Source organism: Companilactobacillus bobalius (genome assembly GCF_002179915.1).
GTDB lineage: Bacteria > Bacillota > Bacilli > Lactobacillales > Lactobacillaceae > Companilactobacillus > Companilactobacillus bobalius.
In genome coordinates this window covers 26,434-52,162 of sequence record NZ_MYFM01000007.1, presented here as the reverse complement: position 1 = coordinate 52,162, position 25,729 = coordinate 26,434, and the positions used below count along the sequence as shown (strand labels likewise).

At 34.7% G+C, this 25,729-nt stretch carries 29 protein-coding genes; 4 read left to right on the top strand and 25 right to left on the bottom strand.

Features of this window, described 5'->3' with window-relative positions; translation table 11 throughout:
• The first annotated feature begins 3 nt into the window (after positions 1 to 3).
• Positions 4 to 540 carry a 3'-5' exonuclease gene (locus LKACC16343_RS11045; protein WP_056951665.1) on the top strand — a complete coding sequence of 179 codons (537 nt, stop codon included), beginning with the start codon at positions 4 to 6 and terminating at the stop codon, positions 538 to 540.
• On the opposite strand, the gene LKACC16343_RS11040 is transcribed toward LKACC16343_RS11045, so the two are convergent.
• Genes LKACC16343_RS11040 through LKACC16343_RS11025 form a run of 4 tightly spaced genes read right to left on the bottom strand, consistent with a single transcriptional unit; the run spans position 537 to position 3,138 of the window.
• The gene (locus tag LKACC16343_RS11040) at positions 537 to 1,001 is read right to left on the bottom strand and encodes a GNAT family N-acetyltransferase (protein ID WP_056951660.1); all 465 of its coding nucleotides are present in this window, start codon (positions 999 to 1,001) and stop codon (positions 537 to 539) included. The genes LKACC16343_RS11045 and LKACC16343_RS11040 overlap by 4 nt on opposite strands.
• On the bottom strand, positions 1,001 to 1,459 hold the full coding sequence (tsaE, locus tag LKACC16343_RS11035; RefSeq protein ID WP_056951655.1) for a tRNA (adenosine(37)-N6)-threonylcarbamoyltransferase complex ATPase subunit type 1 TsaE: 459 nt from the start codon (positions 1,457 to 1,459) through the stop codon (positions 1,001 to 1,003). Before tsaE ends, LKACC16343_RS11040 begins: the two co-directional genes overlap by 1 nt.
• Before the next feature lie 15 nt (positions 1,460 to 1,474).
• Positions 1,475 to 2,443, bottom strand: a complete 969-nt coding sequence (pta, locus tag LKACC16343_RS11030; protein ID WP_056951650.1) for a phosphate acetyltransferase — start codon at positions 2,441 to 2,443, stop codon at positions 1,475 to 1,477.
• A 2-nt stretch (positions 2,444 to 2,445) separates the two neighbouring features.
• Positions 2,446 to 3,138 carry a uracil-DNA glycosylase gene (locus LKACC16343_RS11025; RefSeq protein ID WP_056951648.1) on the bottom strand — a complete coding sequence of 231 codons (693 nt, stop codon included), beginning with the start codon at positions 3,136 to 3,138 and terminating at the stop codon, positions 2,446 to 2,448.
• Positions 3,139 to 3,219: 81 nt separating this feature from the next.
• Here LKACC16343_RS11025 and LKACC16343_RS11020 point away from each other — a divergent pair, with 81 nt between their 5' ends.
• Positions 3,220 to 4,101, top strand: a complete 882-nt coding sequence (locus LKACC16343_RS11020; RefSeq protein ID WP_056951646.1) for a Cof-type HAD-IIB family hydrolase — start codon at positions 3,220 to 3,222, stop codon at positions 4,099 to 4,101.
• Positions 4,098 to 4,649, top strand: coding sequence for a hypothetical protein (locus LKACC16343_RS11015; protein ID WP_234032519.1), 552 nt, complete (start codon positions 4,098 to 4,100; stop codon positions 4,647 to 4,649). Before LKACC16343_RS11020 ends, LKACC16343_RS11015 begins: the two co-directional genes overlap by 4 nt.
• Before the next feature lie 190 nt (positions 4,650 to 4,839).
• Here the strand turns inward: LKACC16343_RS11015 and LKACC16343_RS11010 are convergent, their stop codons facing one another.
• The gene (locus tag LKACC16343_RS11010; protein WP_056951644.1) at positions 4,840 to 5,406 is read right to left on the bottom strand and encodes a GNAT family N-acetyltransferase; all 567 of its coding nucleotides are present in this window, start codon (positions 5,404 to 5,406) and stop codon (positions 4,840 to 4,842) included.
• Positions 5,407 to 5,651: 245 nt separating this feature from the next.
• Positions 5,652 to 6,155, bottom strand: a complete 504-nt coding sequence (locus LKACC16343_RS11005) for a TetR/AcrR family transcriptional regulator (protein WP_056951642.1) — start codon at positions 6,153 to 6,155, stop codon at positions 5,652 to 5,654.
• 204 nt (positions 6,156 to 6,359) lie between these two features.
• Between LKACC16343_RS11005 and LKACC16343_RS11000 the strand changes: the two genes are divergently transcribed.
• Positions 6,360 to 6,836, top strand: a complete 477-nt coding sequence (locus LKACC16343_RS11000) for a hypothetical protein (RefSeq protein ID WP_056951640.1) — start codon at positions 6,360 to 6,362, stop codon at positions 6,834 to 6,836.
• Here the strand turns inward: LKACC16343_RS11000 and LKACC16343_RS10995 are convergent.
• From LKACC16343_RS10995 to LKACC16343_RS10910, 19 genes are all read right to left on the bottom strand, one after another.
• Positions 6,826 to 7,704 (bottom strand): sigma-70 family RNA polymerase sigma factor, encoded by an 879-nt coding sequence (locus LKACC16343_RS10995; protein WP_056951638.1) that lies wholly within the window; start codon positions 7,702 to 7,704, stop codon positions 6,826 to 6,828. The genes LKACC16343_RS11000 and LKACC16343_RS10995 overlap by 11 nt on opposite strands.
• Positions 7,701 to 9,545, bottom strand: a complete 1,845-nt coding sequence (locus LKACC16343_RS10990) for an N-6 DNA methylase (RefSeq protein ID WP_056951636.1) — start codon at positions 9,543 to 9,545, stop codon at positions 7,701 to 7,703. Before LKACC16343_RS10990 ends, LKACC16343_RS10995 begins: the two co-directional genes overlap by 4 nt.
• 773 nt (positions 9,546 to 10,318) lie before the next feature.
• Entirely contained in the window at positions 10,319 to 11,443 is a 1,125-nt protein-coding gene (locus LKACC16343_RS10985; RefSeq protein ID WP_056951634.1) for a GH25 family lysozyme, read from the bottom strand.
• On the bottom strand, positions 11,440 to 11,730 hold the full coding sequence (locus tag LKACC16343_RS10980) for a holin (protein ID WP_056951632.1): 291 nt from the start codon (positions 11,728 to 11,730) through the stop codon (positions 11,440 to 11,442). The genes LKACC16343_RS10985 and LKACC16343_RS10980 overlap by 4 nt, the downstream gene beginning before the upstream one ends.
• Complete coding sequence (locus tag LKACC16343_RS10975; RefSeq protein WP_056951630.1) at positions 11,731 to 12,039, bottom strand: hypothetical protein; 309 nt, start codon at positions 12,037 to 12,039, stop codon at positions 11,731 to 11,733.
• On the bottom strand, positions 12,039 to 12,377 hold the full coding sequence (locus LKACC16343_RS10970; protein ID WP_143444255.1) for a hypothetical protein: 339 nt from the start codon (positions 12,375 to 12,377) through the stop codon (positions 12,039 to 12,041). The genes LKACC16343_RS10975 and LKACC16343_RS10970 overlap by 1 nt, the downstream gene beginning before the upstream one ends.
• Positions 12,378 to 12,437: 60 nt before the next feature.
• Complete coding sequence (locus LKACC16343_RS10965) at positions 12,438 to 13,982, bottom strand: hypothetical protein (RefSeq protein WP_056951627.1); 1,545 nt, start codon at positions 13,980 to 13,982, stop codon at positions 12,438 to 12,440.
• Between the two features lie 10 nt (positions 13,983 to 13,992).
• Positions 13,993 to 16,269, bottom strand: a complete 2,277-nt coding sequence (locus LKACC16343_RS10960) for a BppU family phage baseplate upper protein (RefSeq protein WP_056951625.1) — start codon at positions 16,267 to 16,269, stop codon at positions 13,993 to 13,995.
• 4 nt (positions 16,270 to 16,273) lie between these two features.
• Positions 16,274 to 16,633: a hypothetical protein gene (locus LKACC16343_RS10955; protein ID WP_056951624.1), complete on the bottom strand. Its 360-nt coding sequence runs from the start codon at positions 16,631 to 16,633 to the stop codon at positions 16,274 to 16,276.
• Positions 16,634 to 16,792 (bottom strand): hypothetical protein, encoded by a 159-nt coding sequence (locus LKACC16343_RS14365; RefSeq protein WP_156638746.1) that lies wholly within the window; start codon positions 16,790 to 16,792, stop codon positions 16,634 to 16,636.
• 10 nt (positions 16,793 to 16,802) lie between these two features.
• Complete coding sequence (locus tag LKACC16343_RS10950; protein ID WP_056951622.1) at positions 16,803 to 18,566, bottom strand: phage tail spike protein; 1,764 nt, start codon at positions 18,564 to 18,566, stop codon at positions 16,803 to 16,805.
• A complete protein-coding gene (locus tag LKACC16343_RS10945; protein ID WP_056951620.1) occupies positions 18,563 to 19,252 on the bottom strand; it encodes a phage tail domain-containing protein in 690 nt (229 codons plus the stop codon). Before LKACC16343_RS10945 ends, LKACC16343_RS10950 begins: the two co-directional genes overlap by 4 nt.
• Positions 19,252 to 23,040 carry a phage tail tape measure protein gene (locus tag LKACC16343_RS10940; protein ID WP_056951618.1) on the bottom strand — a complete coding sequence of 1,263 codons (3,789 nt, stop codon included), beginning with the start codon at positions 23,038 to 23,040 and terminating at the stop codon, positions 19,252 to 19,254. The genes LKACC16343_RS10945 and LKACC16343_RS10940 overlap by 1 nt, the downstream gene beginning before the upstream one ends.
• Positions 23,041 to 23,287: 247 nt before the next feature.
• A complete protein-coding gene (locus LKACC16343_RS10935) occupies positions 23,288 to 23,674 on the bottom strand; it encodes a hypothetical protein (protein WP_056951616.1) in 387 nt (128 codons plus the stop codon).
• A 15-nt stretch (positions 23,675 to 23,689) separates the two neighbouring features.
• On the bottom strand, positions 23,690 to 24,295 hold the full coding sequence (locus LKACC16343_RS10930; RefSeq protein ID WP_056951614.1) for a hypothetical protein: 606 nt from the start codon (positions 24,293 to 24,295) through the stop codon (positions 23,690 to 23,692).
• Between the two features lie 11 nt (positions 24,296 to 24,306).
• Entirely contained in the window at positions 24,307 to 24,714 is a 408-nt protein-coding gene (locus LKACC16343_RS10925; RefSeq protein ID WP_056951612.1) for a hypothetical protein, read from the bottom strand.
• Positions 24,715 to 24,716: 2 nt separating this feature from the next.
• A complete protein-coding gene (locus tag LKACC16343_RS10920; protein ID WP_056951610.1) occupies positions 24,717 to 25,088 on the bottom strand; it encodes a hypothetical protein in 372 nt (123 codons plus the stop codon).
• Positions 25,078 to 25,425 carry a hypothetical protein gene (locus LKACC16343_RS10915; protein WP_056951607.1) on the bottom strand — a complete coding sequence of 116 codons (348 nt, stop codon included), beginning with the start codon at positions 25,423 to 25,425 and terminating at the stop codon, positions 25,078 to 25,080. Before LKACC16343_RS10915 ends, LKACC16343_RS10920 begins: the two co-directional genes overlap by 11 nt.
• Positions 25,406 to 25,723 carry a hypothetical protein gene (locus tag LKACC16343_RS10910; RefSeq protein WP_056951605.1) on the bottom strand — a complete coding sequence of 106 codons (318 nt, stop codon included), beginning with the start codon at positions 25,721 to 25,723 and terminating at the stop codon, positions 25,406 to 25,408. The genes LKACC16343_RS10915 and LKACC16343_RS10910 overlap by 20 nt, the downstream gene beginning before the upstream one ends.
• Between the last annotated feature and the right edge of the window lie 6 nt (positions 25,724 to 25,729).

Sequence of the window (25,729 nt, the reverse complement as noted above, 5' to 3'; positions counted from 1 at the left end):
CTTATGAATTTTGTTTCTATGGATTTTGAGACTGCTAACGGAAGTCGTGATAGTGCTTGCTCATTAGCTCTAGTACTCGTCCGTGACAATCAAATTGTTGATAACTTTTATACATTAATAAATCCTCAACAATATTTCAGTCCTCGTAATATTCAAATACATCACATTAGACCAGAGGATGTTCAAGATGCACCTACTTTCGATCAAGTTTGGGCACACATTCAGCCTTTGTTCGACAGTAGCCATTTAGTTGCGACTCATAATGCTAGCTTTGATAATAGTGTTTTAAAGAAAACCTTGGTTAATTATGGAATTATGGTACCTAAGTATTTAACAATCGATACTTTAAGAACCAGTCGTAAGTTTTTCCCTGATTTTCCTAATCACAAATTGAACACTGTTTCTGAACGTTTAAATATTGATTTACGTAATCATCATAATGCCCTAGCTGATAGCGTTGCTTGTGCTGAAATCCTTGTTAAGACTGAACAACAATTTGGAACTGAACAAATAAAAAAGATGGTTAAGCTTACTAGCTAGACCATCTTCGACATAATTAACGTTTTATCTTTTGTTAACTCTGTTGCAAAACCATATTTTTGATAAATATGAATTGCGACAGGGTTATTTTTATATACTTCTAAGAAAATTTTCTTTAACGGTGATGACTCAAGCCAATCAAGGGTATCTTCAATTAGATAGGACGCTATCCCATTATTCCAAAAATCTTTATCGATTACGATTCCTAATTCCGCTTGCTCATTATCTTTAGCTTCAATTCGACAATAACCAATGATTCCTTCATCAAAAACAGCCACCATCAATTCATCTACTTTAGATTGATAAATAGCATCTAAAGATTTCTCTTCAGTTTTAACGGTTAAATCTTTCAAGTCTTCGAAAACAATAAAATCTGACTGTTGACTGGCCTTTTTTAAAAAGCTTATCAATTTAGCAGCATCACTAGGAATTGCTTCTCGTAAAGTTAACTCTTCACTCATTAAAGATCTCCAAACTTGCGGTCAGCGTATTTTTCACCATGTAGCTTAAAGACTATTTGACGATCAGTATCTGACAAACGGGCAATATTAATTGAAATATGCTCCGCTGGAATTTCATCTTTAATGAATTGAGGCCATTCAACAATAGTAATTCCATCACCATTAAAATATTCATCGAATCCTAAATCCTCATCCGGACTACTTTCCAAACGGTAAGCATCCATGTGATAAAGTGGCAATCTTCCATCCTTGTATTCACGTATCAGAGTAAATGTAGGACTTTTAACATTTCTTTTAATTCCTAAGCCACGCGCCAACCCACGTGTCAAAGTGGTTTTACCGACACCCAAATCACCATTTAGAACAATTACATCCCCTGCTTTTAACAGTTCAGATATTTTTGCTCCCAATATTTCAGTCTCTTCATATGAATGGGTTGTTAGTTGATATTCAAGCATAATTTCTCCTAAATTTTATAATGCTAAGGCAGCAGTCAAAATGGCAGACTTGTAAACATCCTCTTCATTGCAACCACGTGATAAGTCAGAAATTGGCTTAGCAAGTCCTTGCAAAACAGGTCCAATTGCTTCAAAACCACCAAATCTTTGAGCAATCTTGTAACCAATATTACCTGATTGTAGATCTGGGAAGACGAAGACATTAGCATGACCAGCAACTTGTGAACCTGGAGCCTTTTGAGCACCAACACTTGGTACAAATGCAGCATCGAATTGTAGTTCACCATCAAGGGCCAAATCAGGTGCCAACTTGTGAGCAATTTCAGTAGCTTCAGCTACTTTAGTTACGTCATCACTCTTGGCACTACCTTTAGTTGAGAAGCTAAGCATAGCAACTTTAGGATCAATATCAAAGAGTTTTGCACTCTTAGCAGTTTGAACCGCAATTTCAGCCAATTCTTGAGCATTAGGATCGATATTAATTGCACAATCAGCAAACATGTAACGTTCGTCACCCTTTTGCATGATGAACGAACCACTAATTCTTGAATTACCAGGAGCTGTTTTGACAATTTGAAGAGCTGGGCGAACAGTATCACCAGTTGAGTGGATTGCACCAGAAACCATACCATCAGCTTTGCCAGTATAAACTAACATTGTTCCAAAATAATTATTATCTAAAAGCATTGTTTCAGCTTGTTCTTTAGTATTCTTACCTTTACGACGTTCAACAAATTTATCAACTAAAGTATCAAAATCAGCATATTTCTTAGGATCAACGATTTCAATTCCAGAGATATCAAATGATTTTTCGTTAGCAACTTGTTCAATCTTATCTTGTTCACCAATTAAGATAGGCTTCAAAATATTTTCTTTAAAAAGTCGAGATGCGGCGCCTAGAATTCTAGGTTCTTCACCTTCTGGGAAAACAATTGTCAAATTCTTTCCATCAATTTTACTTTTAAGGCTTTCAAATAAATCCATTATTATTCCTCCGTCTCATCGGCATTCTCAGGTAATTGCCAATTTATTTCCTCTTCATTATAGTTTAAAAGTGCGGCATTTGCTTTAGAAAATGGTTTGGAGCCGAAAAAGCCATATCTAGCAGCAAATGGACTAGGATGTGGTGAAAATATAATTGTATTCTTTGACTGATCAATCAAAGGAATCTTACTTTTAGCAGCATTTCCCCAAAGAATGAAGACCACTTTTCCACGTTCAGATAGTGCATGGATCGCATAATCAGTTAGTTGTTCCCAACCTTTTCCCTTATGTGAGAAGGCTTGTCCACGTCTAACGGTTAAAACTGAGTTCAAAAGCAGTACACCTTGTTGAGCCCAAGCTTTAAGATAACCGTGTTCGACTGGTGTACAGCCCAAATCATCCTGCAATTCTTTATAGATGTTTCTCAGTGAAGGCGGTATTCTTACACCCGGAGCCACTGCAAAACTACAACCAATAGCTTGATTAGGTTCATGATAAGGATCTTGTCCCAAAATTACGACTTTAGTGTCAGCAAATGAGGTCCACTGAAAAGCCTGATAAATATGGTGCATTTCTGGATAAATTGTTTGGGTATTATATTCATTAACAAGAAATTCACGCAATTGTTCATAATACGGTTTGTCAAATTCACCTTGAAGAACACCTTGCCAATCATTTTTTATTAGCGTTTTCAAATTTACACCTACCTGTTTGATATTAATTCCATAAAATATGGTAACATTCACATATAGCATAACGCACTCGGAGGGAACTTTATGATTAAATTAATTGCATCCGATATGGATGGTACATTATTGAACGATAAAATGGCTGTTTCAGATCGCAATATCAAAGCCATTAAAGATGCCCAAAAGAATGGCATTGAATTTATAATAGCAACTGGTCGAAGCCTTGATGAAGCTAAGCCTTTTTTGAAAAATCGAGTTCATCCCGGATACATCACTCTAAATGGTGCTGAAGTATACGATGAAAATGAAAAACTTATTTCAAGTAATCCTATTTCTGAAAAATCAAAAACAGAAGTTATCAATTACTTAAAGGAACACAAAATTTACTTCGAAGTAGTCACTAACAAGGGAATTTTCTCAGATAACAAAGATTTACGTGTTTCTAGCTTAGCGGAGTTATTGGTTAAATTAAATCCTAGTACAACTTATGAACAAGCACTTCAAGATACTTTAGCTCGTGTCAAATTAACACCAATGAATTTTGTTAGCAGCTACGATGAAATTCTCAGTGATCCTTCCTACAAAGTTATGAAGCTGTTGGCCTTTAGTGGCAAGGATACAGAAGTTTTAGCACCCTTGAGAAAAGACATCGAAGAAAACATTGATGACGTTGTTGTGACATCATCTTCACCAAATAACGTAGAGATCAACAGTATTGATGCCCAAAAGGGTATTGCACTTTTACAATTTGCTAAGGATAAAAACATCGCTCAAGAAGAAACCATGGCTATCGGTGACAATCTCAATGACGAGTCAATGATTCGAGATGCTGGTGTTGGTGTTGCCATGAAGAATGCTATTCCCGCTATTGCCAAATTAGCACAGATTCAAACAGATAATAACATCAATGATGGCGTTGCCCAGATTGTTGAAAAAGTTATTGCAAAGGCAAAGAATCAGAATAAATGATGAATCTTTATATTCGAAAAGCGGACTTAGCGGTTGGTAATATCCTAGTAGTGATCAATCAAAACAAGGAAACCATTTTTATTGCATCCCGCGATAAAAAAAATCCTTTCTTAATTAAATTGTATAATCGTTTGAATACGTTGATCGGTGAAATAAAATTAAAAAATAACTTTTTAAAAATTTATTCAATTGAGATCAATGGTGAGGAAAAAGCAACAATCAATGCTATACCCATGCTAGATCTAAAGTACGTCCATCTTAGTAAGATCAATTGGAATGTCACTGGCAATTTAGTTATATCCGATTATCACGTCACTAAAGATGGCAAAGAAATTCTCTGTGTGCAACCAACTATTCTGGCACAGGGTCATCCCGGACTGGAACTAGACTTTGCTAATATGGACGATGGTCCTATCGGTACTCTTTTAACTATCTTTTTAAATAAATACATTAAGCTACCAACTCTTACTCCTAATGCAGATCTGGATAACAATTTACTGAAAAATAAAATTCCTTACTTGAACAATTTCAAGAGTAAATGTAATTAAAAAAGTGCTCATATCAATCCAAGGCAACATTGCCATATGGTTGATACGAGCACTTTTTTGTTTAGAAAGATTATGTATTATTTTCTTTAACAAAACATTCAAAATACTGTTTAGTCCAGAGTAAAATTTGAGAATTTAAACATATTTCCACTCTAACCAAACTTTAGTAAGAAATATTTTTCCTTCAAACTTACTTTGCTAAATCATATTGCATGTGATCGTATAGATGACTACCGATATACAATTGACCGACTTTCTTAAAACCAGTCTTTGTGTATACATGTTTAGCAGGCTCATTATTTACGTCAACATTCAAACTAAGGATTTTCTCACCACGGTCACGCATAACCTCAATGAATTGCTCCATTGTTTTTGTTCCAATACCCTTATTTTGATAATCTGGAGCGACTGCAAATGAATCTAAATACCATTCACCAGGCCAGGCCTCTTTATCGCCAAACAAATTCTTTTCTTTAATGCCGTACTTGTGCATAATTTTGATCAAGGGTTCATCAATGCCATCCTCTAAACTTTCAGGATAGCCGACCATAATTGCCACTACTTTACCATCGATTTCGTTAACGAGAATATTATCCAATCCATAACGATAGCCAGGTTGGAAGAAACCTTCCTTAATAACTTGAGCCATCTTTTCATCGCCAACTTCTTTAAATACATCGAGTTCCATCTCATCAAAGATTTGGAAAAGGATTGGCAATATCTGATCCGCATCCTCTGCTTTTGCATTTCTAAACATTTTTCCACCTCAAGTATATATAATACATGAAATTTAAATAATCTCAAACCAAGCGTTAAACACAAAAAAGCGATGACTCTTATCATCACTTTTTCTACAAAATTATTACTCGTAACCCCTTTACTTAGATTTAATCAAATCAGTGCTTAAATATCATCAACTTGATTACAGTTATTATCATAACTAAATGTTTTTCAAGTTTATATATGCAGTTTTCTGAAAGTGTTCAAAAATTGAACACTTTTTTAAATCTGTTTAAAAGTAATTTGAAAAAATTCTAAGTAATGATTAACTTCTTGAATAACGAGTTCTGTTTTCATTTCTAATCCATTATCTAGCCAATTAATTATAATAAAGCACAAACCACTAACGAGATATATATTTTCTGGATTAATTTTGAAATTACATTCTAAAAGCTGACTATTAAAAATATTGATCAAGAACTTCTTTCTAATACTCAATTCAGCTAATCGATAAAAATTTAAACTAAAGGTTTTATTCTTACTAATATATAGAATAAATTTACTGACGAATTCGTTAAAATCATCGCTCTCCTTAATTGCCATATTTAAAATCTTTTTCTCAAAAGTAGCCATATAAATATCTTCAATACTATTGAAATAATAGTAGATCGTACCTCTAGTAACTTTTGACGCCTTAGTCAAGTCGGTTATAGTAAATTTTCTCACTCGATTGACTGATAGCTCCTCAAACATTATATGGATTAGATGATCGACGGTTCTATTCACAGCATTACCTCGCCTCAATATTTACTTGTATCCTAACAAAAAAGTAACTTTTTTAATATGCTTTTTGATCGATTTTGTGAAGAAATTACTAATAAATAAAATGCTACATTTTATCAAAATTTACATAGTCAATTTTCTACTTTTGATGATATTTAAGAATTATAATGATTTTGAAATTGAAAATTTTGAGGGAGAAACATTGATATGAATAGAAAGAAGATTGCCCTGTTAACTGGTTTAACCATTTTTGGTGGTACAAATATTCCATACAATAATTTGATCAATAACCAATCTAATAATGTAATTAAAGCAGCACAAAGAAAAAAGTCATCAAGAACTGAATCAAAATATCCAAATATTATGAAAAAACTGGATATAACTTCTATGCAACAATATGATAGCAATATCCTTTTCATGAGTATTACTTTAAATAATTTTTACATTAAAGACTTTCATACCGATAATTCTGGTAAAACCAATCTACTATTGGTACCCTTGAGCACCAGTGACCAGTATTTTGTTACCTCCGTTAAACTTGACCACAAAATAAAAAAGAATCAAAGGATAACAATCCAAGGATTCTTAAATGGTAAAACCAAAATTAGTAAGAAACAAAATTTCAACGATAAATATCTCGACAAAAGCGCTGTCTCCGTTCTAGTGGATCACATTAATTATTAAAGAAATAGTCTTTTAATCCATCTATATCACGTAATTTATCAATAGCCTGTTTTTCAATTTGACGAACACGTTCTTTAGTAACTCCTATTTCCTGTCCAATTACCGATAAAGTTCGCTGACCTTGATTATCAAAATCATAGCGTTCAATAATAACCTTAACTTCTCTTGAAGTTAAACGTTGATGCAATTGTTTGTATAGGTCTTCTCTTAGAAAATCATTCTCGATAATAGCCTGCATACTTTGTTTTGTATCCGGTAAAATATCGGCTAATTGACTGCTTTCATTATCGGATATTGGATGGTTCAAACTCATTGGTTTCAATTTTTCTTGGTCAACTTGTATCAAACGTCGGTATTGTTTTTTAGTAATATCGGCTTTTTGACAAATCCAAGCTACATCTATTTTCCCATACAGGTCCATGCTTTGATTTCGAAGTGACTTAATTAATTTGGCAGCCGTTGCTTTATGATTGGGAATTCTGATTATTGAATTGACACTGTCCTTTTCACTCAACATTTCTTTTTTGATCCACCAATAAGCATATGTTGAAAACTTATTATCATGATTACGATCATATCGTTTAACGGCCTTCATCAGGCCAATATAGCCAACCTGAACCAAATCTTCTTCAGATAGACTCGAACCTAAATAATGAGAATAACGGCCAGCCAAACTATGAATTAATCCACTATTAGCCTTTATCAACTTGGTCATTGCAGCAGCATCTCCATTATTATATTCCTTAACATACTGTTCATTATTTTTATAACTGACTTCATCTGGACGTTTAACATTCTCATATCGATAAATCATTTTATTGTCTGAATCATTCAAAATTATAATAAAGCCATAGAAATTATAAATCATTTGTCTTTTCCTCCGTCATCAACTTGATATAGGCCACCTAAGCCCATTTTTTGATACAATTCTTGGTTAAATTTATCTTGTAAATCTTGTAATTGCCTCATTTTTACCTTAATTTCATCACTTTTATGTAAATAATCTTGAACAAATTTCTTTTGTTTATCTACATCGACTTTAGGTACTTCAAATTGACTCAGACTCTTTATAGGTATCTGTCGAACCGTTGTACCTACCATAATATCTTCTAATTGAGCCCTACCGATAGGACTATTTATAAACAGTTTCAAAAATTGTGAATCATATACACTGGAATTGACCCTTAATCTAACTAAATTGCTATTAATCAATGTGTTTGGGCGAATATCTTCAACTTTTAACAATTTGAATGAACCACGAACGGCCATTACAATATCACCGTTTTGTAATTCGTAATTATCAACTTTAGTCCGTTCCTCAACGTCACCGCGAGACATTTTTGTATAACTAATTCCGGTCGAATTCATATCTGAAATTCTCATGATCCAATATTTCCCCTGCAAACTTTCATTTTTAGAGATCATATTGTAACCACGATCTATTTTAGAAATATTCTCTAATGGGACCGTATCCCCGCTATAATAATCAATTAAATTAATTAAATACTTTTTGTCGTCGAAGTTATACACCGTTTTTTTAATATATCTTTCAACCATCATACTGTCATCCGAAATTTGATCAATTGGTACTAACAAAGAATAATTTTCTATTTCCGTTAAATTACGGTTAGTAGTTACAATCTTTTCAATTTCATTTGATTTTAACCACAAATTACGACGAATTTGTAACGTTTCCTCCTTAGAAACCTTTATGAACAGAACTTTATTTTTATGCTCAATCGTCTTATCTCGATTAAATACTAAGACACTAGTCGGAATTGATGTATTAAAGAGCAGCCCTCCAGGTAAAGAAATTACCGTTTCAAAGAGGTCTTCTTTCAAAACATTATGACGAATATCTCGTTCTAATCCTCCCCTAAACAGAACTCCAGTAGGAAGCAATAATACTACTCGACCAGATGACTTTTTAGAAGAACTGATAGCATTCATGATAAAGCCCCAATCAGCCTTTCCATATGGAACCTTCCCAAAAGAGTATCTATCGTACTTATCTATATCATTTAGACCTCTGGGGAATTGCATGGCAAATGGCGGTTCCGTAATCACTACATCAAATTTCATCAATTTACCATCTTCAACATATTGGGGATCTGATAAAGTGTCACCCACAAAAAGCTGATGATTCGTTGAACCATTAATATCTAATAACATCTCTGCAATAGCGACACGTAGTGGGTTTATATCCTGGCCATATACACGCTGTTGAGGATTATTTTTAATGATTGTAAGTAAAGTCCCCCCAATTCCACAACTAGGGTCTAAAACGGTATCGTTTGCTCTTATATTAGCTAATCTTACCAATAAATCATTTATATCATTAGGCGTTTCAATTTCATCGTATAGACGTCTAGAGTTCACATTGAAATATTCTTGGACAAATAATCCTATATCTTCTCCATTCATTTCATCAACACAATCGACAATATGCTGATAAATGTCCGAGGAAATATTATCTGTTACAAGTTCGATTACTGGAATAACCGGTTCTAACACCTCAATATCCTTAGAATCTATTAATTGAGAAAAATTTCGACTAATTCCATTTTTAGATAATTTACATCTACCGCTGCTTGATAGATAAGAGATTGCTACAATAAAAATACATTTTTCTAAATCTGGTATATCGAAACCAACTTGAGTAAGGGTTCTTCTTAATCTACCACGTACTCTCTCTTTTTCTGTTATCATTATTTCACCTTTTGTTTCAAAAAAAGTATTAATTATACTTTTTAAAAGATTTGAAAAATAAAAAGCAATATCGTTGCTCTCGAATATATTAAAACACCTTACTCAGTCATTTACAATAGTTTAATTTAGTATTTCAAATACTTATTTTTAATAAATCTACAAAAAAAGCTCTAACCATTGATTTAACAATGATTAGAGCTAACTGATATTAATCGCTTAATACCGGTGATCGGGGTAGTTCCTTCCTATTACATAGGGTCTCAAGCAACAAAAGTGCACCAAAGGTGCACCTTCTGAAAATCAGTCGGTAAAGGGTTGACCCCTGCCTACAATTAATCAGTTCATTTGCCAGTTAGTTTATCTATTCTTCAAAGATGAAGGGATATTTATTAAACCTCTTAATCTTTTACTTTTGATTCTTTCTTAAACCAAGTCATTCAAGATTAAATTAAATAATAATTAAAATGCAGAACTCATTCAAATGAAATCATCTAAAAGCAGACTATTCAATATTTCTGAATAGTCTGTTTTTTAACCATGGTTCTAAGGGAAAAATATATTTTATACTTTATTAAAAATAGATCAAACATCGATGACATTAAGGAACTTCGTAATTTATTGGATGAACGCGAAAATAAACTCAAATAAGAAAAGCTCTCACCTGTTAGAGTGAGAGCTTTTTACTATCGTCAAAAAAATAATCAAATTGTACTCTTTAAATATAGCAATTAACTTTGGTAATATCTTTATGCACTTTTAATGAAATGTCGAAACTAACCTTTAAATCCTGATCCCTGCATATAATTTAATGGAATATACATATCAGTAGCAACCTTATAGCACCAGCCGACATTAGGAATATCATACAAAGTATCAAAAGTTTTCCATTCTGTACCACCTTTAAATGTTTTATTTGAATCCTTAATAGATTGCCCCTTTGAAGTATACGCAAGAACGCCATAGTCAGAACTATAATTAACAACTACCTTTTCTTTGAAAATTGTTGATGATTGTGGAAGATAAATGTTTCCACCAATTAAGAAATAAGGCTTCATATTAATTACTTTGATACCACCAGATAGCCAATCCGTAGCGGAAACTACATTTGTTCCAACATTTGGAGTTCCATCAGCTTTATAGGTCGTATAAGCCTTATAGTCGTTTCCTTTTACAGAAACAACATTACTGATTGTTTGTCGTGGATCAACTTTAGCAGATTGATTGGCTGTATAAAAGTCATCATAGCTTTGAGAAACATCAAAATTACCATAGCTCCCGTTAAAGCGATATGTACTCCCCCACTGCCAAGCATGAGTATTTGAATACCAATTTTTTCCCGAAGCATTATAAGGATAACTTGCAATCCAGCCTCCAGAATTAATATCCATCTTATTTCCTAACCAACTAGACATAGTATAAATATCTGAGCGATATCCATATTTAGCCACTTGATCCATAAAAGCTTTGTTATTAGCATTATTCTGAGCACGACTTAATCCATTTTGCTGTTCAGCTTCAACATCTGTAACTAATACAGAACCAATTGGTAGACCGTCTGATTTAGCCATTGTAGCAGCATAGTTTGCCTCAGCAATCGCACCTTGAACACTAGTGTATCGTGCAAAATGATAGCCATTGATATAAAGTCCTGCCTTTTGAGCAGTATTAATATTATTAGCTGCTGTGTAATCATGGTAGTAAATACCTTCAGAAATTTTAGTAATCACTGATTTAACACCATAATTATTTAGCATATCTTGAAAATTAGCCACAGTCATATACCCATTGTGATTAGATACATCAACAATGTCAGTTCGTGCAGCATCCACATTTGTTGTGCAAAAAAATAGACCTGCGGCAAGCAGACCTACAATATATGTTATTTTTCTTTTTTTCATTCAGATTTTCCTCCGTCATTTAAAAATCCTTGAACTCCATCAAACATCCCTGATGTCCAACCACCAATTAATAAACCAGCAATAATTGCTTTTCCAATTTCCTTATCGTGAAATACTAGTGCTGTTACAATTGCCAACACCAGTCCTAAACCCATTGATACAAACGGCATCCATTTGCTGTCAATGGTCTTCGTATTTTTAACTGAGTTTGTTAATACATAACACAAGATAGCAATGACTGTTAGCTGTGCTACATCAATCAAATTTAATCCTTCAATAATTTGCATTTATTTTTCCTCTTCCTGCTCGGTGAACTTACTTACTTGAGAAGTAAGACTCCCCATTTGTTTATTCAATGAATCAATCACACTATTTAACTTTTGAACTTGCGCTTTCAATTCAATTACTTGTTCTTTTAAATCATCACGTTCATTAGTAATTCTATCCAATCTTTCGAAAAGGTCATTCGTGTGATCCGCATAGACACCTTCATTAGATCCCTGATTTTTCAACCGTTGTAACCACACACCAAAAATCCCCGTTATTACCGCCCCACTAATAGCAGATAGTAAAGTTCTTATCGTTTCCTGACCCACTAAGGTTCACTCCAAAATGCTTCAAAGAGTATTCGAATATCTATAAACAAGATAAATATAGTGGTAAATTTTGGCATTAAAACGGGGGCATTAAAATCATGAATCGCAAAGATAATTAGATAGAAAGTCCAAACAAAAAGGAGTAAAAATACAATAATGTCTTTTACCGACTTTGTTAAAACTCCTAAACAAGAAAACATCACGTATAGCCCAATAATTATCAATGCTATAGCAAATGGTGGATCATCCACAGTAGCGATAAATGTTGGGGCTGCTGATGGTCTATCAATAAAATTACCAGTTCCAAGGAATATTAATCCTAACGCTAAGGTTTCCATCCCTGTAAGGAACCACGAATGGTTCTTTTTCAAATATCTCAATTCACATCACTTCTTTCTTTAAACTGCAATTACTTCATCTATTACTGGAAAGCTCATAACATTAATTGTCAAACTGGAATACTTAATTGATGGTAGCCATACTTGAATAAATAAATTTTCAATTTTTCCATCATTAGAATCACCGAAAACTAATTTAATTTGACCTCTATCACCATTCCAACTACTTACTCCCGCTAAATTACCGTCTCTATCTCTTAAAACACTTCCATCAAGTGGTTCATTAACTAGTATGTAATTTCCAGCTATAAGGGCTGCCTGAATTTCTTCTTTACTAATAAAATAATAAAAATTAGTTTCACTAAACTTAGCAATATCTTTAGGGATAATTAATCCAGAAAGTGAAGGCATATAAGCAACGGGATATGTTGTATTATCAGTTATTAAATGTTTGTCAATTCCTATAAAAATGCCATTTTTTAAATCGCTAGGTTTAAAGTCAGTGTCTAGTTGGAATGATGATCCACCACTCATATCCTTCGGATTTTGCCAATTATTCTTACTTTGTACCCACAAATTCGTACTTCTATATAAAGGTGTCTTAGTTACTATCGTTCCTTCAGTGACTATTTCACCTTTTTTTGCATAATCTTTTAATTTCGTATCAACATCTGTTGTCTTAGCATATGAATTCAATGTTGAGGTTTTTACATATGAACTTAGGTCTGGGTTAGGCAATGTAATTTGTAACCTCTTATTACTGATGGCAACGTCTTTACCATTAACGGTCGCACCAGTTACCAATTGAGCTTTGCTAATTTCACTCATAACAGTTGAACCAGTGGGAACATTCCCCATTTTGCTTTGAATTGCATTAGCAGCATCTTTAGCAGATTTAGCATCATTTTGCATTTGAACAACATCAATCTTATTTACTTCAGCTTTAGTTGCATCAAGCGTTTTAGTTAGAGATTGCATCGTTTCATTAGCCTTATTAATGTTTGATTGGACATCAGTCATTTTGCTTGTAAAGTTATTTCTATCAACGTCAATCTCTTTATCAATTACGGCTCTGACATCAGCAATAGATGCCAGAGAACTACTAACAGTTGTCTTAACCTTTGCTAATGTGGTGTTTGTCCAATCAGTGATCTGTTTAATTAGCTCATCTGTTTTAGCATCAATAATTCCTGACCCATTAGTCGAAATTTCATTAATTAAAATTGCATCTGACAGAACATGATTCATAATGCGATCCATTTGACCAATGTAATTATTTGATTTGATGTCGTTTGGTTCTGTGATGTGAATTAGTAGCCTTGAACTCTCTATATTATTGATAACAAAAAAAGCACTGACTAAACTGCCAGAGCTTTCACTTAAACTTCTTGGAATTCGATATGTTAATTGACTGCCTAAAATTCTAAAGTGAGATGAATCGTTGTCTTCATATTCTTGACCATCTGGAAGTAAGGCTTTGAATTTAATAACAGTACCGGATGGGAAACCAACAAGGTCAAAATCCATTCTTGCTAAATAATCACGCTTCAGTAATCGAATTGGACTTCGATTAATTGGTAATGCTTTATAAGTTTCTAGCTTCATTTTCTACCTCCTAACTTAGACCTGTGATTGTATAAGTTATTTCTTTGCCTGCAGAGTCTTTGAGTTTTAAAGCTTTTCCATTTAATGAATCTAGTGTTGTTAATTTAATCCATGGACTCCAGGTCAAAGGAGTGCCACGAGTTCCACGCATATAAAGAGCAACTGGTGTATCAACACAGTTATAGTATATTTGGACTGCCCCTCCTGATGGTGAACCATTTAGAACCATTAAATAGCCCCAAGTGTTCCCAGCACTAGTAGGTATGTTATTACCACCGCTGGCACCTTGAACCAGGTATATCCCAGGATTTACATAATCATCCCAATTGGAATCTTTTGTAAGAATCTGATTGCCTGATTTAAAAACACTTCCCGAACTGGTAATAGTGATTATTTCATTAAACACCACATATGAATCGAATGCGGTAGCTCCTTGTGGGCAATTAACCGAGACCGTCCAGGCTTTAACAGGTCCTGACCCAGTTTCTACAAAATACCCATATCCCAATGAGTATCCGTTCGGATCTGAATCAGTAATATGAACCCATCCTCTAACTGACATACTATCGCCACTAGGATTATTTTTAACTCCTGCCTGACAATATATAGTATGAAAACCTAATGGTAATTTTGTTATTAATTCCTTAAAATCTTTATTCTCATTATTAAGGAGTGCTATTTCAAAAGAACCATTATCAGCCGTAATTTTAGATTTTTGTAAAACCATTGGATCTAAAGGATTAGGGCCCCAAGGACGTGATGTCAAGCCTGGCTCTAATTGCAATTTTTTAGCAAAAACAGAACCTCCAATTCCTTCCCAATTTCCATGAGCCTCTACCCTCACCATAGCGTTTTGAATCATATATTTATTTTCAAAGGTTACTGACATTCTAGTCCACGACTTAACTCCAACATCTGAAATTATTATCCCTTGAACATCACTATCAGGATTGTCCAAATCACTTATATAAAAAACAAGTGATATTGGCCCATTATTGTACATCTTAAAATCACCACTAAAGGTATACTCTTTTCCCTTTTTTAGTGAGACGACTGTATAGTATGATGAATAATTTCCAAACATGTGAATCATATTGTATCCATCAGTATCTTGTTGAAGCTCAACTGAGGTCATTTTTTTAACCCAAGAAGTCATTTCTTTAGAGTCTGGAAGCAAATTATATGTGTCATTTAAAAAATCTTCTTGAGCAATGGTCAAATCTGTTTCAACGTTACTGAGTTTTAATTGAGCATTTTTAAACCTAATGGTTCCATCAATGTAGTTAACTTGAAACCCTAACATTGTCGATAACGAATTGCTCAAATCCTCAGTAATTCTAAATGTATAAGTATAGTGCCCTGACATTTTTTCAGCTGTTGGTTTAATTTGATTTTCTCCATTTATCTGCCAAGGTTTTGCATTTACTTGAGGAACCATATACCCAGTAGTAGTTACCTTATCTACCCTCCAATCTACACTGAAAGTAGCTATTTGATTAACAACAGCATTTCCACTTATTTGTCCAAAAGAAAAGGTCCAAGGATAAATTACTTGATTTTGTATATTTTGACCGGCATAAAAAACTTCCTTTAATGAATTTAAAAGATAGTTTCTAGTTCCAATTTCAGGAACTTCTAAGGCATCTAGTTGAGTTTTCAAAGCGGTATATTTATTTTTAACATCAGCTGCTTGCTTGTCCAGATTAGCTAAATAAGTTTTAAATTCAGTGGTCTTGGAGTTAATAAACTGAACATATTTAGCATTAAGATTATCCATTAAATCTTTCATTTGTTTTTTAGAAGCCGCTAATGCTGTATCAAATGTTCCTTTACCGGTTTCAGCAAGGTCATTGATAGCAGTGTAATCCGACATAACATGGTTAAATATTCTATCAACTTTAGAAATATAATCTCCCGACTCCAGTTTCTCCATGCCGGCTTTGGTCAAAATATGGATATAGAAGTTGGAGGTAGAATCATTACCAATCTTAAAGTACGTATTGGTTGTTGATCCTGAGGCATCAGTTAGTTCATCAGGAAACGTATACGTAAATGACTTCTTATCAGCACCAATTTGAAAATGACTTTGTTCATCATCTTCAATCGTTGTTGCATCTGGTTTATCTGAATAGAATCCTAATTTAGTTTTCGTTAAATCCTTTTCACTAAAATCCTCCTCAAGATCAACAGGAATCTGAATTGATGTATCTCCTTGACGTAGAGTAATCGGGTACTCATAAATCGGTGTTTTTTTCTCTGTGTTGAGTGTGATTTTTTTAACCGTCATTAAATCACTCCTTTTCTAAAATTTCTTTCAGCAGTGACTTCACTTCATTGAGATCACTGCCATTTTTTTGTCCTTCTGCTGCTACAGCACCAAGTTGAGTTTGCAAAATTGCTGTACTTGGTTGTGGGATATTAAAAGGCTGGTGTAGAGAATGTTCAGAGTATGTATAAAGATCGTGATAATCCTCAAACATTTTGTACTCTCCGTCACCCAAATACGTCTTAATGTAACCCTCTTTTTCCAAATCGGGATTAGTAGTAGAGAAGTCATAAAAATTCATTGGCCAATCATCTTCTGTGGCATCTGAATTGTGTTCAAAATCAGTGACAACTCCACGTTTATCAGTCTTTATGTAGATATACATTTATTTCTTTACCCCCTTACTCGATTTCAACTTTGCATTTTCAATTCTCAAATCTTGATTTTCCACGAAAAGTGCAGAATTATCTCTTTCGAGATTTGCAATTTTATAAGTCAAATTTTCAATCATTTTTTGGCCAAACGTCTTTTCCTTTTTTTCCATGTTAATCTCCTTAAAGATCTGATTGATTTAGTATCCTTAGTGATGCTGACACGTTGCCTGTTGGTCCAACAAATAATCTTCCGGTACCATCACCCCAAAGATTAGCTCCACCAACCATTAAATATCCGCCATTTACAATGTTCATTTTTTGAACTCCATCAAGTTGCCAAATAGTTGCTCTTGGTGATGTCATTCCGTAGCCAGAAAGAGAAACGACATTTCCATTATCTCCAGCTAAATCAATTGAAGTATCGCCTGTAATTCGGGCGCCATGAAGCTCTCCACCTTCCATATAGACACTGCTCATACTGTGACCTATGAAATTATCTGCATAGATATATCCACGACTATCCATGGCTGTTTTACCTGAACCATCATATGAAATGCCGTAGCTGTTTAATCTAAATCTACTCCCAGCGCTACTTTCAATTGTCATGTCTGTCGCATTATCACGATCAGGGCTAAATTTGATTACCCCGTTACCAGGACGGTTAATATAGTTAAAAATATTATCCCGATTATCATCAATTTGTGATGTCAAATCATCTATGTGAGCATCATAATCATGCAGATCAGAACGGATATCTTTCAATTCACTTTTACTGTTTTCTAAATCGTTTTTGGTATTATCCAAATCACCTTGAATATTGTCCATACCATCTTTAACGTCGTTAATACTTGCTTCAGTATTATTAGCTTTGTCGGATAGTCCGGTTCTAGTAATGGTTCCCAATTCGATTTCGGTATATTCCTGAGTTAAAGCATCAAATTTATAGCTGACGATGCTATCTTTAATGTCAAAATCATTTAATTGAACATGAACGACATCAAATGGGCGAACGTCTACCAACTTTTTGAACTGAATATACTCTCTTGTATCGCCTAGATTTTTAAACTGAATTTTGATATTAATTGTTGGCTTATCAGCATCATTCTTTTCAAACTCTTTTTTAGCAAGATTTCTTAACTGCTCATAGGCTTGCTCTTTCGGAACCGCACCATCTTGGTTCAAAGTGGAATTTGCATCTTGAGCTTTAACATCCTGATAATCTACCGTCTTGATTCGTACATTTTCATACTTATCAATCAAGGGACTATCGACGTACTTTTCAGGAAGCATTAAACCATCAAACCCAATGGGCATTATTCTTGTTGCCATAGGTTCCCAATCGATTTGATGATCGTATCCTGTTAAATTCTTGCCATGATTTATTCGGAAACCTCTATCTTCACCAACTGCTTTCAGCATTTTCACATCATAACCGTCACGATAAATAGTTCCACCCCAACGGTTGATAAAAGTATTACTTTTTGATGTATCTAGAAGCGCCTGAACTGGATTCATTCTGACCATTCGGCAATTAGTAACATCTTCAATATCAGAACTAAATCTAAATTTAGTCGAATACTGAAATGCTGCATTGAATCTTGCCATCAATGCTTTACCAGTGGATTTAACAAAATTAGAGTCCTCAATTAAATTTGAAGCTAGGTCATAGAAAATGTGATAGCACTCTACTTTTGTGAATCCAATTTGCTCAGTTACTTTATGAATTCTAAATGGTTGGTCTCCAAGAGGTGTCGGTGCAATAACTATCATGTCACCCTTGATTAAGCTGCTAAACTTGGCACTACTAAAATAATCAAAGTCAAAACTGTACATTCCATTTTTTGTCCACTCGACGGAATTAGATTTAACTCCATTATCAAGAACAGCAATCCCATTAGTTTTGAATTGTTCTTCAGTAGCATTTTCAGGAAAGAGTCTAATCATAAATATCTCTCCCTTACTTTAATTTTTATCGAGTTCAATCCACCACTAATTTCAATCGTGTTTTTACCAGGGTTTAACTTAGGAAAATCGCCTATCATCGATAAGCCTAAATTCTTGTCATCTTTGTAAATTTCTTGAATTTCGGAGTCCATATAGGCGTGTTCTACGGCCAAGTTCAGCTTTACAGGTGAACCATTAATCGTAATCGTCCCCTGACCGCTCTCCAATATTTCCATTTTTGGCAATGAAAATACAGTTCCGTGGTTATAAATGGTTCCAGATTTCTCTACCGTAATTTCACGTTCATCACGTAGATATTCAAAAGGATCACAAATAAATGAAACTTCAAATGAACCGTACTCAGCGATTTCATTATCAATGTCGCCTATTTGAACCCGTTTAACTTTTCTATAAACTATGTCATCACTAAAATAAATCTTCTGACAATTGAAAAGCCACGACTTTATGTGTCGTAGCTTTTTTTTGACATTAAAATTCTCCAAAATATTAAATTGAACCTTTTGCGTCACATCCTTAATGTACTTGAGACGATTCAAACTTCCGTTTCGTCCTTCGACATATTCTGATTCATACTCAAAATCTGGATTTGAAATTTTGGGACGATCTGCAACCGCTAGTAACATATCTGAATCAAAAACTCCGTCGACAACAATATGCAAACTCACTATGCATTCCCCCTAACTCCAAAACTGGATTTATTACTTTGATTTCCCATCCACGAATCAGCACGTTCAAATATTCTATCAACATCTTCGTTATCTCTAACTGTATTGTAGAAAGTCATTTGAACATTCTGTGTGACGGGTCTGTTAATTCTTTCATTTGTAGCTTGTACAATCTGATTACCAATTGCAGATAGATTTTTATAATTTAATGGAAGAATTGCTTCGGGTCCGGCTTCACCACCACCCTGAAGGTTTCCACCGTTCATTCCAAAAATCGTTGGTGCTTTCATGATTCCACCAATAGCATTCCACCTTACAGACAAGTGTGGTACTGATGGTGGTTTCAAGCTAAACTTTCCGGATAAATGAAAGTGTGGCAATGGTGGCAAGCTAATCTTAGGAATTCTAAGGTGCATTCCCGAGAAAAATCCTTTTATTGCGTTAACAATTCCAGAAATAGTCGATTTAGCGGCTTGAACTGGACCAACCATTGCTGACTTGATTCCATTCCAAACGCTTGATGTTACTGATTTGATATTGTTCCAAGCGTTACTTACTAATGATTTAATTGCATTAACGACACTTGAAATTGTTGATTTGATTCCATTCCAAATGCTGGATACTGTCGATTTAACTCCGTTTAAAACAGACAATGTTACAGATTTAACGGCATTCCATCCAGCTGAAACCGCCGATTTGATTCCATTCATCACCGAAGTTGTTACGGATTTGATTCCATTCCAAGCTGCTGAAACTGCTGATTTGATAGCATTCATCACCGAAGTTGTCACGGATTTGACTGCATTCCATCCAGCTGAAACCGCCGATTTAATCGCATTCATCACCAAAACTGTTACTGATTTGACTGCATTCCATCCGGCTGAGACTGCTGAACTAATAGAATTAAGTACCGAAGTCGTTACCGAAACAATGGCTTGCCAAATGCTTGTAATAATATTTTTTATGCTGTTAAAAACGCTCGTTGTAACACTAACAATTGCTTGCCAGATAGTCACAACTCTACTTTCTATTGCAGAAGTTACCGTTATAAATACAGTAGAAATAGCATTCCAAATCGTGGTAAAGAAACTACTTAATGCGTTGAAAATCGTTTGTGCCGTAGTAACTATAGTCGTCCAAATAATACTCAAGGTATTAGTTATGAATGTCCATACACTTTGGGCTGTGGTAGAAATAATTTGCCACATTTGACTAAAGAATTCTACTAATGGTTGCCATATTGGTGCTGTTAAAGCAACGATTGCTTGCCAAGCCCACTGTAACCAAGAAGTTATAAATAGCCATACACCTTGAATGACAGACTGAATTGTCATAAAAATAACAGTGATTACGCTGACTAATCCAGTCCATATACTCGATGCGATTGATACAATATTTGTCCATAATCCTGATAAATAAGTGGTAATTGAATTCCAAATACTGCTTGCTGTTGTACTTATCGATGTCCATAAATTACTAAAGAAGTTTCCTAATCCATTCCATATGCTTGAAGCCATCGAGACGGTACTTGTCCATAGATTTGATAGGTACGAGGTAATTGAGTTCCATATACTACTTGCTGCTGTACTTATTGATGTCCAAAGTCCACTAAAGAAGCTACCCAATCCGTTCCATATACTACTTGCTGTTGAAACGGTACCTGACCACAGATTTGATAGATATGAAGTGATTGAGTTCCAAATATTAGATGTCGCTGTAGCTATCGAATTCCAGACGTTTGAAATTGTTGTAGAAATTGCATTCCAAACTTCTTCAGTTTTAGCTTTTATTTGATCCCAATGAGTAACTATATACAGCACCAAAACAGCTATGATTGCTATAATTGCGCCTATACCACCGGTCATTAAGGCCGTTGCCAATTTTATGCCTTTTAATGCGTTGGCTATTGCACCTATGGCACTAATTACCGAACCAATAGTTACTAATAATGGCCCTATTGCAGCAGCAACACCGGCTATTGCCATAATAAATTGCTGTGTTTCTGGGCTTGCATTGTTGAATGCCTTGGCAATATTTTCTAACACTTTGAATACCGGTTCTAAACCATCCAACACATTACTTAGTGCATCCATCAAAGGACCACCGAATTCGATACCTAAATCAGAAACCTTGTTCTTAACAATCTTCAGTTTGGAACTGAAAGTTGAATAGCGTTTCTCAGCTTCCTGTGTCAAAGCGGTATTCTGTTTCCAACCATCACCTGAAATCTTCAAAGCTTTAGATAAAGTATCTCCGGCACCAGAAAGACGTAACATAGTATCGATTTCTTGTGTCGAATTAATTCCCATATCTTTTAGCATTGAGGTGACATCTTTACCACTAGCTTTGGCTTTACCAAGTCCTTTAACAAATGAAACAATTGCTCCGGAAGCATCACTCTTCCAATGTTGCTTGAATTGTGATGATGACATTCCTGAGACTTTGGCGAATTGTCCTAAGGTCTTATCGCCACTAGCCACGGAAGTATTAATTTTTTGCATGACACGAGACATTGCGCCACCACCGGCTTCAGCTTGAATACCAACAGATGACATAGCAGCTGCCAAACCAGTGATTTGCGATTCAGTTAATCCAACCTGATGACCAGTACCGGCAAGTCTCAATGACATATCAACGATATCGGATTCGGTCGTAGCCATGTTATTACCTAAGTTAACGATTGCCGAACCTAAACGATCAAAATTCTTTTGTGGCATACCAGTGATGTTGGCCAATTTAGCTAGTGCAGTAGCAGCATCTTCTGATGACATATTGGTTGCTTGTCCCATGTCAATCATTGTTCTGGTAAAGCCTAAAACATTAGGTGTTTTAATTCCTAATTGTCCAGCCGCTTCAGCAACATGAGAAATTTCTGTTGTAGTGGCTGGAATCGTTTTGGCCATGTTTCTAATGCCAGTCTCTAAATCTTTATAAGATATTTTGACTTTGCCGTTAGAATCTTTTACCTCATCAACAGTTTTCTTAACGCCTGTAAATGCACTATCAAAATCACTAGCAGCTTTAACCGAAGCGGCAACACCAGCAACAATAGGTGCAGTTACACCAACTGTCATACCCTTACCGACAGATTTCAATTTATCTCCGGCGTTAGTCATTGCTGATCCAAAATTCTTCATCTTATTAGTAGAGTCGGCATAAGAATTAGCAAAGTCTTGGTTAGCCTTCTTAGCCTCTAATAACTTGCCATTTAAATCTTGTACTTGCTGAGAATTTTCACCATATTCTTTTTTGGCCAATTCAAGTTGTTTCTCTAAATTCTTAACCTGTTCAGCCGTAGCTTGTTCCTGTTTTGCATAGTATTGCTTTGCTAATCTAGCCTTATCACTGGCCTTAGCATTATTCCCAAGTTGTGCTACTTCCAGTTGATATTCCTTTGAAAGATTACTAGAAGATGTCTCAAGAGATTTTTGTTCCGATGCAAGTGATTTTAAAGTGGCCTGCCTTTTTTGAGATGCTTGAGCCGCTTCACTTTCAGCTTTCTTAGCCTCATTTAATTTCTCATTGGTTGCGGTAATTCTATTTTTTAAAGATTCTTCTTGTTTCTCGGCGGTTAATAATTTGTTTGTCCAAAGACGGGTTTCTTCAGAATTCTCACCCGTAACTCTCTTAACATTTTCTAGAGCTTCAGATGTGATCTGAGTCTTACTCTTAGCTAGCTCATATTGGCTATTTAGCTTAGTTAGGCTAGCATCGAGCTTTTCCGACTCACTAGAAGTGTTTCGCATTTGCTCTTTTTGCAATGCAAACTGCTTATTTAAGGAAGTCATTGCGTTACTATTTTCTTTAATAGCAGATTTGAATTGCTGATTAATTACCTTATATTCAAGTTGAATCTCTTTTCCGTTTGCCCTTAAATAACCTCCCTTCTAATTTATGAATTTAAATAATTTTCTACTTCAACTTTATTAATTGCCAATTTGTTCAAACTGCTAATTGGCCAATTTTCGGCAATTTCAGGCTCAATTCCTATAAAAAAAACGTAGAAGCTAAATAAATCTTCTACGTCGTCAATAATTATTTTCGGTGCTTTCTTTTCCTGTCCTTGCCGTTTCCTTTTTTTGTTGAACGTTTAAATCCATTAGCAAATCTAGCATCTGCTTTGGCCGAACCGCTAATCATCTCGGTTAGAATCTTACCTGATTGTTCAAAGTCCAAATCCAATTTATCTTCAAAATCATCTTGGCTCATCTTCGTATCAGGATTGGCATTCAAATAAGCAATCCAAGTTGAATTAATAAGATAAGGCTCCATTTTTTTAGGTTCCTTATCTGCACCAACAAAGGCTTGTAATAGGGATTCTGGCAAGAGCCCTTTATCCTGAAAAACTCTTAATGCTTTAATTGAAATTTTTGGCTTAATTCTTACTTTTTCGCCATTATTTAGTGTAATTTCATCAATCATCTTAAAACCTCTTTATTATTTTGATGTTGTTGTAGAAGATGCTGGTGCTACGGCCTTTACTAAGTCTGGTGTAAAGTCTGTCAACCATTTATCTGCTACGTCTGTATCAACTTCACTTTGAAGTGCTTCGTAGAAAAATTTGTTATTATCGTCTTTCATAGCAATAAATTCTTGCTCTATTTCGGCAATTTCTTCACCGCCGTTTTCTAATTCCCAAGTCATACCACCTGAAAATTGCATATTAGGAAACGCACGTAGCATTGCCATCACTTCGTCCAAGTCAAGAACCTTAAAGGACATAATTCCACGACCTTGACGTGAATCTGTTCCATAGGCATATACGCCCTTTTTTAACCCGTCTGTCTTCAATCCCCAAACTTTACGCAAATTTTCGACTGGCATATGTCCAGTAAATTTACATTTTAGTTGTGTAGGAATATCAACGGATCTAACCGTGTCACCTTCACATTTTTTAACAACCGTTTTTAAAGTTGTTTCAATTTCAAGTTTTCCTGTACATCCCAGCTTAACCGCAGGTGTAATGTACTTATTATCCTCAAGCCACTTAATAGCAGCATCAGTTACTTTGTATTCATCAAAAGTTGTATATTCTTCAGCCATTTATTTTCTCCTTAGAGTTGTAAAGCATCTTCCAATGCTTCCATTACTTTGTTAAATATTTTATTTGATGCAGCATCCCCACCTTGTTCAAAGAACCTTTGGTCAATGAAATTATGCGGTCCAATACCATCATTAGGAAATACCAGGTAGCCGAAACTACCCTTATTCTTTGCTGCACCGCCACGAGCATAAATTCTAAATCCCAAATTCAGCATGTCCAATTTCAGTGAATTAGATGTCTTAGCATGTTTCTTATCCCGATTTGATACTGGCATAAATTTTATGATGTCTTGAATAGCTTCCTTTGCCCCAAAGTTATGCACAACTTTGTTAACAGCATTCTCAGCCTTATCAGGAATTTTAGCCATTTCATTTTGAATAGCTTGAGATTTATCATAATTTAAGAAATATTCTGCCATTATTACCACTCACCTACTTTGATTACATGAACAAAATTAAGAGTGGTCATCTCGGCCTCTTCGTTGCTATCAGTAAACTTACCATTTTCCACTTCAGAGCCTGTGAAGCGTAATCTAGCTTTTTTAAGACTTTCAGCAAGCGACAAGACATTGATTGTTGAACTATCACGTGTGACAAATGATAATGTGAAATCCTTCAGAAATTGATTTCTATCGTTATCCGAAGGTCTGATAGCACCCTTCTTTGAATAAACAAAGAAGGATTTATTTGAAACAATTTCGTCTTTTCCTAAAGAGGTATCAAAAAGTGGATAAGCCTGTGCATTCATAATTTCAATGAATTCATCAAGATTTAATGTGTCATTAAATTTCATTTAGGTTTCCTTCCTTAGTTAAATACCAGAACATTTTTTGTCTATCCGTGGACAAATCGATGTATTCAATTTCATAGTAATCATCATTGATAGCTACTTTTTGAATGTTTTTATCGATTCCTGGAACAAAAAAAGTTTCAACCTTTAAATTAGATGTTTGATCCTTTCCAGAATCGAATAATTCTTCATCTTCTTGACGGATTTGTTTGTAATCAAAAAAGAGAAATCCAGCTTCGATTAAATCGAAGCCAATTTTCTCTTTCAGTTCGTTACGCTTAGTTTTTATTGTTCCGTAGTGTAAAACACCATCGGTAAAATTAGTCAGCCTTCGCTTCATTGAAAGACCTCCTAGATGAACCATTTAGAATTTGAAGATGTAGGATATCGCTTTGATAATCAATCGGAAACATCTGTCGATAGCCATCCCAATAATAGCGACAGTAATTCATTAGCAAATCATTTGCTACAATCTCTGTTTCTGTATCACCCACAAATTTAACCGGTCCAACTCGACTGGAAATAAACGCCATCCCTCGTTGGATAGCTTTTCTCAAGCTGTCGTCACGTTCAGTAAAGGTAATTTGAAGTTCACTCTTTACTTGTGTTAGCAACTTATCGTCTACTCTATAATCCATTAATTA

Bases quoted from the DNA above. Each gene is read 5' to 3' on its own strand.
- LKACC16343_RS10970 (WP_143444255.1), bottom strand. From the start codon at position 12,377: ATGGAAACCTTAGCGTTAGGATTAATATTCCTTGGAACTGGTAATTTT.
- LKACC16343_RS10990 (WP_056951636.1), bottom strand. From the start codon at position 9,545: ATGATAACAGAAAAAGAGAGAGTACGTGGTAGATTAAGAAGAACCCTT.
- LKACC16343_RS10925 (WP_056951612.1), bottom strand. From the start codon at position 24,714: ATGGCAGAATATTTCTTAAATTATGATAAATCTCAAGCTATTCAAAAT.
- LKACC16343_RS10980 (WP_056951632.1), bottom strand. From the start codon at position 11,730: ATGCAAATTATTGAAGGATTAAATTTGATTGATGTAGCACAGCTAACA.
- LKACC16343_RS11020 (WP_056951646.1), top strand. From the start codon at position 3,220: ATGATTAAATTAATTGCATCCGATATGGATGGTACATTATTGAACGAT.
- LKACC16343_RS11045 (WP_056951665.1), top strand. From the start codon at position 4: ATGAATTTTGTTTCTATGGATTTTGAGACTGCTAACGGAAGTCGTGAT.
- LKACC16343_RS10965 (WP_056951627.1), bottom strand. From the start codon at position 13,982: ATGAAGCTAGAAACTTATAAAGCATTACCAATTAATCGAAGTCCAATT.
- LKACC16343_RS11000 (WP_056951640.1), top strand. From the start codon at position 6,360: ATGAATAGAAAGAAGATTGCCCTGTTAACTGGTTTAACCATTTTTGGT.
- LKACC16343_RS10910 (WP_056951605.1), bottom strand. From the start codon at position 25,723: ATGGATTATAGAGTAGACGATAAGTTGCTAACACAAGTAAAGAGTGAA.
- LKACC16343_RS10940 (WP_056951618.1), bottom strand. From the start codon at position 23,040: ATGACTTCCTTAAATAAGCAGTTTGCATTGCAAAAAGAGCAAATGCGA.
- LKACC16343_RS14365 (WP_156638746.1), bottom strand. From the start codon at position 16,792: ATGGAAAAAAAGGAAAAGACGTTTGGCCAAAAAATGATTGAAAATTTG.
- LKACC16343_RS10920 (WP_056951610.1), bottom strand. From the start codon at position 25,088: ATGAAATTTAATGACACATTAAATCTTGATGAATTCATTGAAATTATG.
- pta (WP_056951650.1), bottom strand. From the start codon at position 2,443: ATGGATTTATTTGAAAGCCTTAAAAGTAAAATTGATGGAAAGAATTTG.
- LKACC16343_RS10915 (WP_056951607.1), bottom strand. From the start codon at position 25,425: ATGAAGCGAAGGCTGACTAATTTTACCGATGGTGTTTTACACTACGGA.
- LKACC16343_RS10935 (WP_056951616.1), bottom strand. From the start codon at position 23,674: ATGATTGATGAAATTACACTAAATAATGGCGAAAAAGTAAGAATTAAG.
- LKACC16343_RS10995 (WP_056951638.1), bottom strand. From the start codon at position 7,704: ATGATTTATAATTTCTATGGCTTTATTATAATTTTGAATGATTCAGAC.
- tsaE (WP_056951655.1), bottom strand. From the start codon at position 1,459: ATGCTTGAATATCAACTAACAACCCATTCATATGAAGAGACTGAAATA.
- LKACC16343_RS10930 (WP_056951614.1), bottom strand. From the start codon at position 24,295: ATGGCTGAAGAATATACAACTTTTGATGAATACAAAGTAACTGATGCT.
- LKACC16343_RS10985 (WP_056951634.1), bottom strand. From the start codon at position 11,443: ATGAAAAAAAGAAAAATAACATATATTGTAGGTCTGCTTGCCGCAGGT.
- LKACC16343_RS11015 (WP_234032519.1), top strand. From the start codon at position 4,098: ATGATGAATCTTTATATTCGAAAAGCGGACTTAGCGGTTGGTAATATC.
- LKACC16343_RS11010 (WP_056951644.1), bottom strand. From the start codon at position 5,406: ATGTTTAGAAATGCAAAAGCAGAGGATGCGGATCAGATATTGCCAATC.
- LKACC16343_RS10950 (WP_056951622.1), bottom strand. From the start codon at position 18,566: ATGATTAGACTCTTTCCTGAAAATGCTACTGAAGAACAATTCAAAACT.
- LKACC16343_RS11040 (WP_056951660.1), bottom strand. From the start codon at position 1,001: ATGAGTGAAGAGTTAACTTTACGAGAAGCAATTCCTAGTGATGCTGCT.
- LKACC16343_RS10955 (WP_056951624.1), bottom strand. From the start codon at position 16,633: ATGTATATCTACATAAAGACTGATAAACGTGGAGTTGTCACTGATTTT.
- LKACC16343_RS10960 (WP_056951625.1), bottom strand. From the start codon at position 16,269: ATGACGGTTAAAAAAATCACACTCAACACAGAGAAAAAAACACCGATT.